This is a genomic window from Candidatus Accumulibacter phosphatis, from assembly GCF_012939955.1.
Lineage (GTDB): Bacteria > Pseudomonadota > Gammaproteobacteria > Burkholderiales > Rhodocyclaceae > Accumulibacter > Accumulibacter delftensis.
Window position 1 is genome coordinate 1 of the sequence record NZ_SPMY01000060.1, and the last position, 15,294, is coordinate 15,294.

General features: G+C 63.2%; 11 protein-coding genes and 1 pseudogene. 6 read left to right on the forward strand and 6 right to left on the reverse strand.

Annotated elements, in window-relative coordinates; genetic code table 11:
* A partial coding sequence (locus tag E4Q23_RS18490) for a glycerol-3-phosphate acyltransferase (protein WP_211203834.1) occupies window positions 1-206 on the reverse strand: 206 nt, incomplete at its 3' end.
* A 155-nt stretch (window positions 207-361) separates the two neighbouring features.
* Between E4Q23_RS18490 and E4Q23_RS18495 the strand changes: the two genes are divergently transcribed.
* Complete coding sequence (locus E4Q23_RS18495) at window positions 362-718, forward strand: dihydroneopterin aldolase (protein ID WP_169068009.1); 357 nt, start codon at window positions 362-364, stop codon at window positions 716-718.
* A 54-nt stretch (window positions 719-772) separates the two neighbouring features.
* On the opposite strand, the gene E4Q23_RS18500 is transcribed toward E4Q23_RS18495, so the two are convergent.
* The 4 genes from E4Q23_RS18500 to E4Q23_RS18515 form a co-directional block, all read right to left on the reverse strand.
* Window positions 773-3,043: a TonB-dependent receptor gene (locus tag E4Q23_RS18500; protein ID WP_169068010.1), complete on the reverse strand. Its 2,271-nt coding sequence runs from the start codon at window positions 3,041-3,043 to the stop codon at window positions 773-775.
* A 168-nt stretch (window positions 3,044-3,211) separates the two neighbouring features.
* The gene (locus tag E4Q23_RS18505; protein WP_248595573.1) at window positions 3,212-3,769 is read right to left on the reverse strand and encodes a hypothetical protein; all 558 of its coding nucleotides are present in this window, start codon (window positions 3,767-3,769) and stop codon (window positions 3,212-3,214) included.
* A 217-nt stretch (window positions 3,770-3,986) separates the two neighbouring features.
* Window positions 3,987-6,056: a M1 family metallopeptidase gene (locus E4Q23_RS18510; protein WP_169068011.1), complete on the reverse strand. Its 2,070-nt coding sequence runs from the start codon at window positions 6,054-6,056 to the stop codon at window positions 3,987-3,989.
* Entirely contained in the window at window positions 6,053-7,324 is a 1,272-nt protein-coding gene (locus E4Q23_RS18515) for a ChaN family lipoprotein (RefSeq protein WP_248595574.1), read from the reverse strand. The genes E4Q23_RS18510 and E4Q23_RS18515 overlap by 4 nt, the downstream gene beginning before the upstream one ends.
* 268 nt (window positions 7,325-7,592) lie before the next feature.
* Between E4Q23_RS18515 and E4Q23_RS18520 the strand changes: the two genes are divergently transcribed.
* Entirely contained in the window at window positions 7,593-9,701 is a 2,109-nt protein-coding gene (locus tag E4Q23_RS18520; protein ID WP_336511733.1) for a molybdopterin oxidoreductase family protein, read from the forward strand.
* Between the two features lie 193 nt (window positions 9,702-9,894).
* Here the strand turns inward: E4Q23_RS18520 and E4Q23_RS18525 are convergent, their stop codons facing one another.
* Entirely contained in the window at window positions 9,895-10,902 is a 1,008-nt protein-coding gene (locus E4Q23_RS18525; RefSeq protein ID WP_169068012.1) for an AraC family transcriptional regulator, read from the reverse strand.
* Between the two features lie 142 nt (window positions 10,903-11,044).
* Here E4Q23_RS18525 and E4Q23_RS18530 point away from each other — a divergent pair, with 142 nt between their 5' ends.
* From E4Q23_RS18530 to E4Q23_RS18545, 4 genes and pseudogenes are all read left to right on the forward strand, one after another.
* Window positions 11,045-12,358, forward strand: a complete 1,314-nt coding sequence (locus tag E4Q23_RS18530) for a putative bifunctional diguanylate cyclase/phosphodiesterase (RefSeq protein WP_169068013.1) — start codon at window positions 11,045-11,047, stop codon at window positions 12,356-12,358.
* Entirely contained in the window at window positions 12,348-13,223 is an 876-nt protein-coding gene (locus E4Q23_RS18535) for an HDOD domain-containing protein (protein ID WP_169068014.1), read from the forward strand. The genes E4Q23_RS18530 and E4Q23_RS18535 overlap by 11 nt, the downstream gene beginning before the upstream one ends.
* Before the next feature lie 410 nt (window positions 13,224-13,633).
* Window positions 13,634-14,950, forward strand: a complete 1,317-nt coding sequence (nhaD, locus tag E4Q23_RS18540; RefSeq protein ID WP_423753362.1) for a sodium:proton antiporter NhaD — start codon at window positions 13,634-13,636, stop codon at window positions 14,948-14,950.
* Between the two features lie 219 nt (window positions 14,951-15,169).
* Window positions 15,170-15,294 (forward strand): annotated as a pseudogene (locus E4Q23_RS18545) (IS110 family transposase); the annotation flags it as partial.

Here is a 15,294-nt window from a genome sequence, read left to right on the forward strand (position 1 = left end):
CAGCCCTTGCCGGCATCGCCGATCAGGGTGAATATCGCCGCACCCTTGTGGCCACTGCGCAGGACGTTCGTCGCACCGGGGTTCTTCGAGCCATAGCTGCGCGGGTCGGCGAGGCCGAACAGGCGACTGGCGACCAGTGCGAAGGAGATCGACCCCAGCAGATAGGCAGCCAGGACGGCAAGGGCGGTAAGCAGGGAGGGCGGCATAGGGGTAAAGTGGGTCGTCGGACGGTCGGTGGCGGCTTGGCTGCTCGCTTGCTCAGATGGTCGGCGTGGCTCTGGGTTAAAATGCGCACACTCCTCGTCGCGCGGCAGACTGCGCGACCAGCCCGGGATTCTACACCGACCTGACGCCACGCCGCATGGACATCATTTTCATTGACGCGCTTCGCGCTTCCACGCTCATCGGCATCTACCCGCGCGAAAAGGCGATGCCCCAGACGATAGAAATCTCGTTGCAGATCGGCACGTCGACGGCCAGCGCCGGCGCCAGCGACGATATTGGTGACACTATCGACTACGCGATGGTCGCCGAGCGCCTGCGCAGCGAGTTGGCAGCGCGCCACTTCAATCTCCTCGAACGGCTTGCCGAATATGTGGCAACGCTGTTGCTCGAAGACTTCGGCGCCACCTGGGTGCGCGTCTCGATCGCCAAACTGGGCATGATGAGCGGCGTGCAGCGCGTCGGCGTAATCATCGAGCGCGGCGCCGCCGCCTGATCGACCCACAGGTCCGTGCTGCGCGCGAGCCGACAACGGCCCGGCTCTTCGCGCTCAGAAGCTCAGGTTCATGCCGGCGTAGATTGAGCGTCCCATACCTGGCACGGTGGTCCCATAGAGCATTGGCCTTTGGCCAAGATAGGCGCCGCCGAGTGGCGAATCGTAGAACCTGTCGAACAGATTGTCGACGCCGAGATCGACGCGCAGCTGCTTCCACTCGTAGCTGCTGCGCAGGTTGAGCAAGCCGTAGCCGCTGGTCGCCACTTCGTTGCGAACCTGTGACACCAGCGTCTTGGCGGCGACGAATACCCCTTCGACGGTGTTGGTCCACGCGCCTGACTGCTGCACCAGAGCCAGCTTCGCGTTCATGGGCATGATGTGATAGAGATTGTCGTCAGTCTGCGAATTCCTTCCGCGCACATAGCTCAGCACACCGGTCATGCTGACATTGCCGAGCGCGCCACTTCGTAGCACAGGCACACGGGCGCTGGCGTCAGCTCCGTACAAGCGCGCCGTCTGATTGGCGAACTGCAGGTAAACGAAGTTGTCGGTGCGCGTCAGGTTGCTTCCCTGGCACGGTGACATCCCGCTGCCACCTGAACAGCGCACTGCGTCGACGTAATCCTGCACGTAGGTGTAGTACGGCGTGAGGCTGAAATTCCACTGCTCGCGCGCCGCGTCGTGCCAACTGGCCGTCGCGCTGAGCGTATGCGCGACTTCTGGATCCAGGTCAATGTCGCCGACGTAGCCGTTGCCGTCGCCGAACCAGTTGACCATGTTCATGGCCATCGGGTTGTTGCTGGACCAGGCGTAGCGTTCGTAGAGATTCGGCGAACGCGTCTTGCGCGCATAGCCCGCCTCGTAGGTTTCTTCGGCAGCGGGGGTGAAGCGCAGCAAGGCTGCGAGATCGATGTTGTGATCGGTCTTCTGGCGATCGCTGGCGTTGAAAGCGCCGGGAATCGACGCCGGATTCTCCGGATTGCCGTAGAACAGCGTGTTGTAGCCTTGCACGTCGCCGGTATCCATGCGCACCGTGCTGCTGCGCAGCCCGAGCTGCGACAGCCACTGCCGATCCCAACGTGCTTCCCATTCGCCATAGACGTCGAAGCGGTCGCGCTGGCCGTCGTTGATGTTCCAGAAAGTTGAGCCTTTCATGCCCGCCATCGGCATCGCCACGACCGGTGAGATCGGATCCCACCAGTCGTCGAGCCGGTAGCGCTGATACTCGGCGCCGACCCGGAACAAATCGCGCTCCGAGGAAACGATCTCCGCCTTGAGCTGTGCGCCGGTGGTTTTCCCGCGCGTGTCCATCGGCATGCCGGCCAGGTTCTGCATCGGACCGCTGGTTTCCAGCTTGTCCTCAAGGAAATTCATGGTGTGTCGTGTGTCTTGGTAATAGGCGCGCGCTTCCAGAGAACCCCAATCGTACTGACCCAGATAGCGGGCATTGACCTGATTGCTGGTGTTATCGGTCATGTCCATGCGCTGATTCGGGAAGCCCTGATACGGAATATGCTGGTAGCCATACTTGAGCTCGAAGAGATGTTCGGCGTAGCGTAGCGCCAGGCCGAGCAACTGATTCTCCGACTTGTACAAGGACGATCCCACTTCATCGCCGGAAAGCCATTCCGAGGTTCCAGCCGACAGTCCGGAAGGCTTGAACTTTCCCCCTGCCTGGTAGTTGTCGGCCTGCGTCGTCGAGCCGGAATAGTTGAGGCTGAGCATCTCGTTGGCGATCGTCGCCGAGAGATTGGCGCCGCGAGCGTTGCCGTTGCTGCGATAAAAAGCACCGGCCTGGCCTTTGTGCAGAGTGTCTTCGCCAGCTTTGGCAAACTCCGCAGGCGCCGAGTTGACCTGAATGGTTCCGGCAATGCTGTCGCCACCGGCGCTGACCGGCGTTACGCCGGCAAACAGCTTGATGTTATCGACGTTGGTGGGGTCGATATACGAAAGCGGTGGGTTCATGTGGTTGGCGCACGAGGAGATCAGGTCCATGCCATCAACCTGAATGCGGATGCGGTCGTCAGCCAGGCCGCGAATCACCGGCAGGCTGGAGACGCCACCGGCGCCGTAGCTGCTGACACCGGGCAGTGCGTCGAGCAGTCTTGCGCTATCGCTGGTCGATGCCCGGTAGGGTGCGATGATCGCCGCGCCGAGCTGGCTGCTGTCGAGCGGCGCGCCGCCTTCGATGCGTGCTGCCGTGACCACTACTTCCGACATGACCGGCGTGGCCGCGTCTTCCTGCGCCACGGCGACCTGCCAGATGCCGGGCAGCGCCAGTGCTGCTGCGACCGCATTGGCGATCACTTTCCTGTCCCGCTTCATTAGCAACACTCCCTGAATGATTTTCTTGTGCGGGCATTCTAGGGAGTGATGTTGCAGCGCGGAATGTGGCAAATCGCCGCATAAGGCTGGAAAGTAGCGCAGCTCGGTTTGGCCGCCGCCAACCTGCGCGACGAATGCAGCTATATCTTCTTGGCAGCAGAACGACGCTCAGGGCAGCGTCATTCCGACAGTCCACATCATGCCTGCCGCGCCGAAAAGCACCACCTCCGAACAGAAGCGGTTATAGCAGTAACCCATCGACGGTATGATGGCAGGAGCATACCCGGAGCCGTTCATCGGGATCTTGTCCTGATACTCACCCCGATAACCATGTATGACGCCAGCGGTAAGCTTCAGGTAGAACGGTTGCACCGTCTCGACCGGCCGCCAGAGGAGGCCGCCGTAGGCATACCAGGTAGCTTGGCCAAAGGAGTTGTCGAAACTGGCTGCGCCGACCAGCACCTGACCCTTTAGCCACTGCTTGTCCAGGCGCCACTCGGGGTTGATCAGGGCCTGCGAATTGTCGTGCTCGTCGTCCGGGTCGAAGTGCACCGATGCGATGCTGGTCTGCAGGTAGAAACGGTCGGTTCGCCACGGCTCGGGCGCACTCCAGGCGGTCTTGGCGTCCGCCTCTGGCGGGGTCTGTGCGATGTGTTGCGCCATGACGGCGGGAACGGCCAGTGTCGTCGCCGCCAATGTGGCAATTGTTCGTTTCAAAAACGGCATCATCAGTCTCCCTGCACGCGTCGCGCGGCGGCATTAGTGGCTGGAACGGTGCGAATCGGTTCGATCGCGTAGAAAGTCAGTGCGCCGCCGCAAAAGCAACGCATTTTGCGAGGGTCGGGACGAAAAGGCAGCACGATAGCACGGCTTTCCCGGTTTTGTCAGGCTTGGCCGCGTCCGCGAGGCGCCGGCAGGCGTCAGCCAGGCATTGGCAAGGCACTTAGTCGCCTGCCTTTCGGCCGGCCGTGCTGGCCGGCACTGGCTGCTCGATGATTGGCCAGACGCCGCGGGCACGCGCGCGACTGCCCTCGAAGACCAGCCAGCTCTGGCTGCCGTAGTGCGGCAGTGGGCGCAGCAGGGCGCGCAGAGAGCCGGCGTCGCGTGCCGAAACGACGGCAATCGGCACCTCCGCCTGGCCAGCAATGGTCCATACCTGGGCGCTTCCCTGCTGCTCGAGCTGCTGCGGACGCGGCGGCAAGCCGGTTGCCGTCAACGCCGCATCAACGTCGGCATGCAGGCCGATCATCAATGCCGGGGTCGTCGTCTTGCGCAGATCGCCTGGCGGGATTTCCCGTGGCGCGGCTTCAAAGACCCGTGCGCCCAGCGCTGCTGCTGCCTCGCGCACCTCGGGAGGGTTCGAGACCTGCAGTAGCCGCGGCCCGCGGGCGACGATCCACTGGCGCAGGATCGGCGGCAGTTGCGCGGCGTCCAGCAATCGCCAGAGGCGAAGTTGCGGGTCGAGGACGACACTCTGCGCCGGGCCGTCGACTGCCAGAGCGACTTTCTGCTGCAGGCCGTCGATGTCGACGGCACGGTTTTCGGAGCGCTGGCCATAGTTCACTTCGATGGGCAGACGCAGGGCGTAGGCGGGTGCGCTCTGTGTCACTTCGATGGTCAGGCCTGTGCCGCTGGCGAGCGTGCTGGTGCTGGCGCTCTGGATCTGCAGTTTGGGTGCGCCGTCGCGCTCCAGCCACTGCCTGAAGAAAATTGTCAGCGACTGTCCCGACGCCTGCTCGAAGGCTTGCCGCAGGTCGTCCCAGGCGGCGATGCGAAAGCGCTGCTGTTGCCAGAACAGCTGCAGGCCCGCGCGGAACTGTTGTTCGCCGAGCAGGTCGCGCAACATCACGAAGAGCATCGCCGCCTTGCCGTAACCGACCGCCGCCGCCGCGCCGTGCGTTCGCGAGCGGAAGGAAGCCAGGGTCTGCCGGCTGGCCGCCGGCAGAGCCGCGAAATCGCGTAGCCAGCCGAGGCGCATGGCGCGCGCGGCGTCAGCCGATTCGTTTTCCTTGTAAGCGTAATCGGCCATGAAAGTGGTCAAGCCTTCGGCCCAGTTACCTGTCGCATAATCGACGTAGACGCCGTTTCCCCACCAGTTATGGAGGATCTCGTGGCCCAGCGAGGTGGCCCGAATGAAAGGCAGCTTGAGCACTTCGGCACCGAGATAGGTCAGGGTCGGCATGCCGAAGCCGGTCGGCAGCGGACTGGCAACCACCGAAAAGCCACTGAACGGGTAGGCGCCGATTTCCCGCCCATAGCGCTTGATATAGGCGCCCGTGTCCTCGAGGTAGGCGTCGGCCAGGCCAGCGATCTCGTCCAGCTCGCGCGTAAAGTAAGTGCGCAGGCGCAAGGGTGCGGCGTCACTGGTCGGCATCATCCTCTCGCGAACGATCCACGGGCCGGCCATCAGGTCGATGCCGTCCGCCGGATGGACAAACTCGAAGCTGGCGCGATAGTGATCGCCGGCGGCGGCCGGTGATTCCTCTTCGAGCAGCCGGCCGGCGACCAGCGCGCGTTGCTCGCCGGGGACGCTCAGGCGAACGCGGTAGGTGAACAAAGCCGCTGGCTGTGGATACCAGCCGCTGCCGGCAGGTAGAAAACTACCTTCCACAGCCGCCATCGGCGGCAGTCGCCCGAGTACCTGGCGATGGTCCAGGTGCCCAGCGAGAGCCGGTAGTGTGCCCTGGTATTCGATGCGCAGCGTGGCATCGGCTGTCGGCAGTCGTGCCTGCCAGGCGCGCAGATTTCCCTGCTGCCCGGCCGGCCGGAGCACGATCGCTTGCCCGTCGACCGACGCCGTCTCGATGTGCAGGGACTCGTGCAGTGCAAAGCGAAAATTTCGCTCGCCGGGGCTTACCGAGGCGACCACGGCGAGCTGGCGAGTGCCCGGATCGAGAGTGAGTTCGAGTGCCAGATGCGCCGCTGGCACGGGTGGTGCAGCGAGTGCCCAAGCAGGCATCGTCAGCGCCAGCAACGGCAGCAGCAGCGAGCGCAGCGCTTGCCAGCGACTCATCGTTCGGCCGGGAATTTGACGACGATGTCGATTTTTTCGTCGGCGCGCCCGATCTGCAGTGGCAACCAGGTTCCCGGCGGCTGCTGTCGTATCGAGTTCAGCAGCGACGTCAGGCCGGACAGCGGCTGGCCGGCGACGGCGAGGATCTGGTCACCATCCTGCAGACCGCTTTTCTCGGCCAGGCTAGCCTTGCTCACGCTGGCGACCAGTATTTTCCCGTCCTTGCTTTCGAGCGCCACGCCAAGGCGCGGCGGTGCGATCGGCACGAGCGGCGGCGTCGGCACCATGAAGACGGCGTCTGCGAGCCCCGGGTCAAGCTCCTCGCAAGGACTGCTCGCCGCCATCGGCAACAGCGTGCCGATCGAGCGCACGCCGAGATCGCGCAACTGGTGCGGCACACCATGCCCGAAGCGCAGGTGGCCGCTGCCCATGATCCCGACGATCAGCGCTTTGCCGCCGGCCGCCGTCGGCTTTGCCTGAGCGGCGAGCACTTCCGCCATCGCCCGATCCCAGGCCAGCTGCGAGTCTACGAAGTGGGCAAAAGCGGCGTCGCCGGGCTTTGCCTTGGTCGATTTACCGCGCATCGTCGCGTGCTGGCGATAAATCTCGAAGAGGAAGTCGCGGTAGGCGTCCGGCGGCGCGGCCGCCTGGCCGACGCCTTCGCGTTCGGCAAGCGCTATTGCCTTCCAGCCCTGGTCGGCAATCTTGCGCGTCAGTTCCTGGTCGATGTTCAAGGCCAGCATCGGAATCCGGTTCAGGCGCGCGAACTCGAACAGTGGCAAATACAGTTCTGGCGGCGTGTTCCAGACTTTTTCCCACTCCGCCTGGCGCAGGAACTCCTTGACGCTCAGTTCGCCGGCTACCCAGCGATCGAGTACCGGCTGCAGGCGGCGGGGAAACATTTCGAAGCCGATGACCATCTCCGGACGCAGCGCGTGCAGCCCCGCGAGCACCTGCAACTGCCATTGGTGGTGATCGGCGTCGTCATGCTGTTCGCCGAGCAGCAGCACCTCGCGTCCGATCAAGTCGGCCAGGATCTGCTGCTTGCTGACCGTCTGCGGCTGTTGATCGGTCAACACCGCCCAGCTGGCTGGTGTCAGACAGGCTTGGGCCTGGGCTCTTGCGTTGCCCGCTGCGCTGCTGTCGGCGACCAGTGCGCCGAGCAGGGTGCTGCCAATAGCTGCAAGCAGGAGCAGCGCGAACTTCGATCGCGGACCGGATAGGGAAGCAAAACGGGCGGCAAAACGGCGAGAAGAGAGTGGCATCATGGCGGGTGGCTCTGCGGGTGGTCCTGGTCGGGAAAGAGGGCCTTGCCCCGCCCTGGGCATGGCGACGCATTGACTGCTGCGGCAGTTCGACCTGTACCGACATCATAGGACAGAAAGCGTTCGCATCGGCAGGCCGCACTTCCCGTCCGGGCATGCCACCGCAGCGGCCAGAGACCAGTCGGTTGGCGCCGCTGCCAGGCCATGGCAAAGGCTGCCGAAAAGCGGCGGAAGCTGCTATCTTCGAAGCATCGCCACCAGAACGGGTAAAGTGCCATGGTCTCGCCCCCCTCCACCCCTGCCGATCACACACAGCGTCCGCGGCGCCTGTCCGCACGACTGCCCGGATACCTGCGCCCTCGAAGTGAGCGTCAGCGACGGTCGCGTCGTCAAGGTTGCCGGAGCTGCCGATCACGCGCCGACCGCTGGCGTGCTCTGTACCAAGGTCGCCTTTTACCCCGAGCGTATCTACCACCCGGAGCGCTTGCTCTATCCCTTGCGTCGGATCGGGCCCAAAGGCCCTGGCGCGGCTTTCGAACGCATTTCGTGGCCGCAGGCGCTGGCGACGATCGCCGATCGCTATCGCCAGATCATCGCCAGCGACGGTGCCGAAGCGATCGTTCCCTACAGCTACGCCGGCAACTCCGGCCTGCTCGGCTACGCTTCGATGGATCGCCGCTTCTTTCACCGCCTCGGAGCGTCGCAGCTCGACCGCACGATCTGCGCCAGTGCTGGCGCAATGGGCTACCGCGCCAGTATCGGCGGCAGCTTCGGCTTCGACGTCGAGAACGTCGTCGATGCGCGCCTGATCATCATCTGGGGCAGCAACAGCGTCGTCTCCAACCTGCACTTCTGGCGGTTGGCGCAGGAAGCGAAACGACGCGGTGCACGCCTGATCGCCATCGACCCCTGCCGTACGGCGACCGCCGACAAGTGCGACCAGCACATCGCGCTGCTGCCGGGAACCGACAGCGCACTGGCACTTGGGCTGATGCACGTGCTGATCCGCGACGAGCTCCTTGATTACGACTATATCGCCCAGCATACGCTCGGCTTCGACGCCCTCAAGGAGCGCGCGCTGCACTACCCGCCGGCGCGGGTAGCGACGATTTGCGGCATTGACGCCAGCGAAGTCGAGCAGCTGGCGCGCGAGTACGGCAGCACGACCCCGGCCGCGATTCGTACCAACTACGGCATCAACCGCACCGCCGGCGGCGGCATGGCGCTGCGCACACTGGCCTGCCTGCCGGCACTTACCGGTGCCTGGCGACACCCTGCCGGCGGCATCCTGCTTTCCAGCTCGGGCAACTACCCGGTCGATAGCGCCGCCCTCGAACGCCCTGATCTGATGCCCAGCCCGACGCCGCGAATGATCAATATGAGCACCATCGGCCAGGATCTGCTGCGCGCCCGGCCGCCGATCAAGGCGCTGTTCGTTTACAACAGCAATCCGGTGGCGATCGCACCGCAATCGGGCGAAGTCGTGCGTGGCTTTGCCCGTGACGACCTGTTCACCGTCGTCCATGATCTCTTCCAGACCGACACCGCCGACTACGCCGACATCCTCCTGCCGGCGACCAGCCACGTGGAACAGCTCGACATCCACAAGTCCTATGGGCACCTGCATATCCAGGTCAATCAGCCGGCGATCGCGCCACTTGGCGAAGCCGTGTCGAATACCGAACTTTTCCGTCGCCTGGCCGGCGCGATGGCTTTCAGCGAAGCGTGCTTTGCCGACTCCGACGAAGACCTCTGTCGTCAGGCCTTCGACTGGAAGGACCCGCGTCTGGCCGGCCTGTCGTGGGAGAAGCTCAAGGCCGACGGACATGCCCGGCTGAACCTGCCACGCGCTACCGCGCCCTTCGCCAATGGCTGCTTCCCAACGCCCTCAGGAAAATGCGAGTTCTACAGCACGGTTCTTGGCAGCGCCGGCGTCGACCCCTTGCCGGACTTCATCGCCCCGCGCGAATGGCGGCAGAGTCCGCTGGCCAGCGAGTTTCCGCTGGCCCTGATCACCCCGCCGGCGCGCAACTTCCTGAACACCAGCTTTGCCAACTCGGCACGTTTCCTGGCCCAGGAAAGGTCGCCGGCGATCCATCTGCATCCGGCCGACGCGGCGGCACGGGGCATCGCCGACGACAGCCTGGTACGCATCTTCAACCGCCGTGGCGAGTTCCAGGCCCGTGCCATCGTCAGCGACCGCGTTCGCCCCGGTGTCGCCATGGCCACCTCGATCTGGTGGCGCAAGCTTTCCCCCGACGGTCGCAACTGCAACGAAGTGACCAGCCAGGCACTCACCGATATCGGCGGCGGCGCCACTTTCTACGATTGTCTGGTCGAGGTTGCCGGCGTCCCGTCTGAAGCGCGACTCGCCGGCTAGCTTGTTGGCCGCCCGGGTCGGCGCTCGGCTGCGCAGAGACGGCCGTACGCTATATCGCGGCAAGTCGCGCGGTCCGCAAGTTTGAGCACGGCCACAAAAAGCTGCAGTAGTAATGTTCGCCGTGACCCCCTCCGTGTGCAGCAATGTGACGCCGTCCGCGGTTCTTGCCATAGCGGCCGCGAGCCTCGGCGTTCTAGCTCGCCAATGCCGTGCGATAGTCGCGCGGCGCGGCACCGCTCCAGCGCTTGAAGGCGCGGGTGAACGCGCCTTGTTCCGAGAAGCCGAGCAGAAAGGTAATTTCCGTTACGCTCTTGGTCGATTCCTGAAGGTAGTTTTTGGCCAGTTCATAGCGTGTTTCTTCGAGAAGCTCATGGTAGCTGGTGCCCTGTTCCCGGAGTTTGCGCTGCAAAGTGCGTCGGCTCATGCTCAGGGTATTGACCAGATCGTCTACTCTGGGTTCACCCGAAGTCAGTTGTTTTAGCAGGAAGACCTGGCAGCGCGAAATGAAGTCCTCTTTGCTGTGCGCGGCCAGTTGTTCGGCAAGAATCGCGTCGAAGGCCGCTGCCAGTTCGCGGTTGGCCGTTCGCAAGGGCATTTCGGCGTCGGCAGTGGCGAGTACGAAAGCGTCCTCATCCGCCCCGAAGTGCACGTCGCAAGCGTAGAAATCCTGGTACGGGCGCGGGTCTGCCGGCGCAGGCCGGCGCAAAAAGATGCGCACCGGGTTGAGCTTGCGGGCGAAATTGCTGCGACACATGGCGACGATGAGTGCGAGAGAGTAGTCGCTCATGACGTGTCCGACGACCAGGTCGCTACGGTTGTGATCATAGACAAAACGCAGCCCGTTCGTCTCGTCGACGCAACGGCAGCCCCAACGGTCGCCGATAATGCGGGCATAGCGCTGCATGCGCTGCAATCCCTGCCGCAGCGTGCTGCTCGACAACCACGCATAGCCCAGCACTCCCAGGTTGGACGGATGCCAGCACTCGGCCGCTGCCAGTCCGAAAGCCGGATCGTCGATCACGGCGGCGGCGCGGGCAATGACGACATCGACCACCCAGCTGGGTATTCGCGCGCCGGGCTGTCGTGCCAGTTCCGGGTCCATGCCCAACTCGCGCAGCCACGTGTGAGCTTCGACGCCATGCGCTTCGAGGAGGCGAAAAAGAATCAGCCACGAGCTGGCGAGCGTGCTCTCCTTGGTCATTGATGGCAATCCGCAATGAAGTTGACGAGGGGTTGGCACAAATGGTGAAACGAATGGCGCGCGCGGTCAAGGAGGAAGTGGTCGCCATGCCTACGCTTGAAGCCTTTCGAATTAGCAGGCTTACCGCAGCTACCCCATTCCGATGCACGACAATCGTCCAGGCCGCGACCCCATCACCGGTTTTCTGAGCCGTTCCTCCGGCCTGCACGCGGCCGCGCGGGCGGTCACCGAGGCGGAGTCGACAGCTAGCCCATTGGCCGTATTGTGGATGGACATCGACCGTTTCCGGCAAATCAACGAATCCTTCGGCCATGCCGGTGGTGACCATGTCATTGCGCTGGTGGCAGAGCGCTTGCGGCTGGCCTTGAGCGGCGACAGTATCCTTTTGCGCATGGGTAGCGACGAATTCGTAGCCCTGATTCCTTCGGCGGTCCTGCAGATGGCGACAGAAATCGGGGCGATGTTGCTTGTCGAGATCGAACGTCCGCTGCTTATCGACAATCTGCTGATGCGTCCATCAATGAGCATGGGCATCGCGTTGCACGAAGCCGGTGAAGACTCGCTAAGATTGTTGGAACGGGCTGAGCGGGCAATGCTGGAAGCCAAGCGCCGCGGCGGTAAACGAGTGGTCGTTTCAGGCGATGAGCGGGTCACCGGTCGGCAGGGCGTGCACCTGGCTCGCGAAGAGCTGGCCGTCGAGGGGGATCTGCACCGGGCCCTGGAAAGCGGTGGTCTGTCGCTCGAGTACCAGCCGCTGGTGGGTGTCGACGGCCGTATCGAGGCCGTCGAAGCATTGATGCGCTGCAACCTGCCCCGACGACGCTTGATGCCCGGCAAATTCATCCCGGTTGCCGAGAAAACCGGGCTCATCGTCCGCCTTGGCGAATGGAGCCTGCTGCAGGGCGCGCAATTCGCGGCCCGGCTGCGCGACGAAGGCGTAGCGACCAAGGTGGCGATCAACGTCTCGCGTGCCCAACTTACTTCGCGTAGCTTCGCGCCCGCGCTACAGGCGGCGCTGATTTGCGCCAACGTGGCGCCGGCACTCATCGAACTCGAATTCACCGAATCGCTGTTCCTCGATGTTTCGGAAACCGTGCAGAACAATTTGCGCAGCGTTCGCGCGGCTGGCGTCGGGATGGCGATCGACGATTTCGGCTGCGGCTACTCCAGCCTTTCCACCCTCAAGGATCTGCCGGCCAGCAAGCTCAAGCTCGACCGCTCGTTCATCAAGGTTCTGCCGGAGGACCGGCGCGCCTACGCGGTGGTGAAAGCCATGGCCATGCTCGGGCGTGAGCTGGGCATGACGGTGATCGCCGAAGGGGTTGAAACTGCCGAACAGCAGGCGGCTGTCGAGAGCGCCGCGGTGGATGCGGTGCAGGGCTACTTTCATGCCCGACCGATGCCGGAAGAAGCCATGCTGGCGTGGCTGAAGGAGAGAACGACACATGAGTTTTGACACGCAAGCGGGACAAGGCCGGCTCGCCGCGGTGCTCGAGCGAACGATCCGCGACATCGACATTCCTCCGCGACCGACGATCATCGATCGGATTTGCCACGAGATGCGCAAAGATATGCCCAATTTCACGCTCATCGGCCAACAGATCGGCGCCGATGTCAGCCTCGCCGCGGGCCTGATCAAGACCGTTAACTCGCCTTATTTTGGTTGTCGCAGCCGCTGCCGTTCGGTCCAGGAAGCACTGCTCATGCTCGGCCTTGACGCAAGCAGCCGAGCCATCGCCGCGATCAGCCTGCGCCAGGCGTTTCCCGGTTCCGCGCACTACGAGCGCTTCTGGCAGGCGTCGGCCCAGATTGCCGCCCTCTCCGGCTGGCTGGCCCAGACCGTCAGGAAATCGGGGCTGCGCGCTGACGATGCCTACACCTACGGCCTGTTCAGGGATTGCGGCATCGTCATTCTATTGCGCCGTTTTCCCGACTACATGAAGATGCTGGATCGCGCCAACCACGAGGCCGAACGCTCTTTTACCGACATCGAAGAGGATCTGCTGCCGACCAATCACAGCCTGGTCGGCTGTTTGCTGGCGCAGAACTGGTGGCTGCCGGAGGAAATCTGCCTGGCAATCCGCTACCATCACGACCGCGACGTGATCGACCATTTCGATTCCGGTCTACCAGGCGCCAGCCGCTATCTGGTGGCTGCCAGCCAGACCGCCGAGCACATCCTGCAGTACGTCACCGGCGGCAGTCACACCGAAGAATGGCAGAAACTTGGCCCGTCCTGCCTGCGTCTCCTCAACCTCGACGAAGGCAAGTTGACGGAGCTCTACGACGAGGGTGCGGCTCTGATCAAACGTAACGAGTAGCGATTCGAGATCGCTGCTGCGCTCGATCCAGGCCGGGCAGCGTTACGTTCGAGGCTCCAGCGCCAGACGAACAGACGAACACCCCGACCGAAGGGGGCGGCGCCCTTCGAGTAAAAAATGGCCACGCAGGGGCAACAGCCATTTCGCAGGACGTGCGCGCAGCTCTGCGTGTGAGCCAATATTGCCAAGCCGCAACAATGACTTGACCCCACACGTGGCCCCTTCTAAGGTAGAGGCGGTCCTGGATACTGCGGATACTGCGTGGTGGAGCGTCGAAAGCTAGCCACGGCGACAGTCGATAATCACGGAGAACAAAATGACAACGCCCTCGCGCCTGCTTATTCCCCCGCTGCTGTTTCTGGCGCCGGCTCCGACATGGGCCTCCGCAGGGGGGGGGCGAGCGCCTTGACCTGACTGCACACTGGGTTGGTTTCGCAGCCCTGGCCATCTTTGGCTTCGCTTACGCACTGGTGATGGCGGAGGAATTCACCCAGCTACGCAAGTCCAAACCGGTGATCCTGGCCGCCGGCCTTATCTGGGCGCTGATCGGCATCGTCTATGCTGGCCACGGCATGAACTATGCCGCAGAAATGGCCGTGCGGCATAACCTGGTCGAATACGCCGAGCTGATGTTGTTCCTGCTGGTCGCGATGACCTACATCAATGCCATGAGCGAGCGCAATGTGTTCGAGGCCCTGCGCTCGTGGCTGATCGAGAAGGGCTACGGACTGCGCAAACTGTTCTGGATAACCGGCGTGCTGGCGTTCTTCATCTCCCCGGTGGCAGATAACCTGACCACCGCCCTGCTGATGTGTGCGGTGGTTATGGCGGTCGGCGGCGAAAACTCCAAGTTTGTTCTGGTTGCCTGCATAAATATCGTCGTGGCGGCAAACGCCGGTGGCGCCTTCAGCCCCTTTGGCGACATCACCACCCTGATGGTCTGGCAGAAAGGGATAGAGACGCCGCAGGGTGGGATCGGTTTCGGGTCCTTCTTTGCCCTGTTCATTCCCGCGCTGGTCAACTGGCTGTTGCCGGCCGCCATCATGTCGATGTCGGTCCCGAACGTACAACCGCGCGGGGGTGGTAAGGTCGTGGTGATGAAACGTGGCGCCAGGCGCATCATTGCGTTGTTCCTGCTGACCATCGCCACCGCCGTCGGCTACCACAACTTCATGTATCTGCCACCGGTCATCGGCATGCTGACCGGCCTGGCCTATCTGCAGTTCTTCGGCTATTACCTGAAGAAAACCGTGTACCGTGAGTACGGCATGACCAGCCGTCAATTCCGGACCGAGTGCAGTCACGACGAGCAGCTGGGCAGCCTGCCGGCGTTCGACGTATTCAACAAGATTGCCCGCGCCGAGTGGGATACCCTGCTCTTCTTCTACGGCGTGGTGCTATGCGTCGGCGGCCTCGGCTTCATTGGCTACCTGGCGAAGGCTTCCGAGCTGATGTATGGCGACTGGGGTGCGACCAATGCCAATATCGCGATCGGTATCCTGTCGGCGATCGTCGACAACATCCCGGTGATGTTTGCCGTGTTGACCATGATGCCCGACATGTCGACAGGGCAGTGGCTGCTGGTGACGCTCACCACCGGCGTGGGCGGTTCCCTGCTGTCCATCGGTTCGGCCGCGGGCGTGGGGCTGATGGGTCAGGCACGCGGCAAATACACCTTCTTCGGCCACCTTAACGGTCATTGCAGTTGCGGCCGCCCCGGATCATGAAAGAAAATTCGAGTTGGGAAGCGATGGGTAGAGGTCGCGCAAAGCTTTGGCGGCTCGACCCCGAACTTTAACGTGACCCGCTGAACCGACTCGTACCCCCGGATTGCTGCCTTTGAGCGCACACATTAAAAGGGCCGTTGGCGACCTGTCGCCTTCAGGCAACTTCGGTTCTGGCACCCACCGCCTCCCGCTTTCAAGTTTATTGCGAAAGGAGACGGTATGGAACTGGTTCCGATCCACAAGCGGGTCATTGGACTCGACATTCATCAAGCCCAGATCACGGCGTGCGCGATCATCGAGGAATCGGGCGGCGAGACACGCATCGAACAACGGCAATTTGGTGC

What these genes read in the sequence shown, in the direction of transcription:
- E4Q23_RS18495 (WP_169068009.1), top strand. Translation starts at nt 362, where the DNA reads ATGGACATCATTTTCATTGACGCGCTTCGCGCTTCCACGCTCATCGGC.
- E4Q23_RS18525 (WP_169068012.1), bottom strand. Translation starts at nt 10,902, where the DNA reads ATGACCAAGGAGAGCACGCTCGCCAGCTCGTGGCTGATTCTTTTTCGC.
- E4Q23_RS18535 (WP_169068014.1), top strand. Translation starts at nt 12,348, where the DNA reads ATGAGTTTTGACACGCAAGCGGGACAAGGCCGGCTCGCCGCGGTGCTC.
- E4Q23_RS18515 (WP_248595574.1), bottom strand. Translation starts at nt 7,324, where the DNA reads ATGATGCCACTCTCTTCTCGCCGTTTTGCCGCCCGTTTTGCTTCCCTA.
- E4Q23_RS18500 (WP_169068010.1), bottom strand. Translation starts at nt 3,043, where the DNA reads ATGAAGCGGGACAGGAAAGTGATCGCCAATGCGGTCGCAGCAGCACTG.
- E4Q23_RS18530 (WP_169068013.1), top strand. Translation starts at nt 11,045, where the DNA reads ATGCACGACAATCGTCCAGGCCGCGACCCCATCACCGGTTTTCTGAGC.
- E4Q23_RS18505 (WP_248595573.1), bottom strand. Translation starts at nt 3,769, where the DNA reads ATGCCGTTTTTGAAACGAACAATTGCCACATTGGCGGCGACGACACTG.
- E4Q23_RS18510 (WP_169068011.1), bottom strand. Translation starts at nt 6,056, where the DNA reads ATGAGTCGCTGGCAAGCGCTGCGCTCGCTGCTGCTGCCGTTGCTGGCG.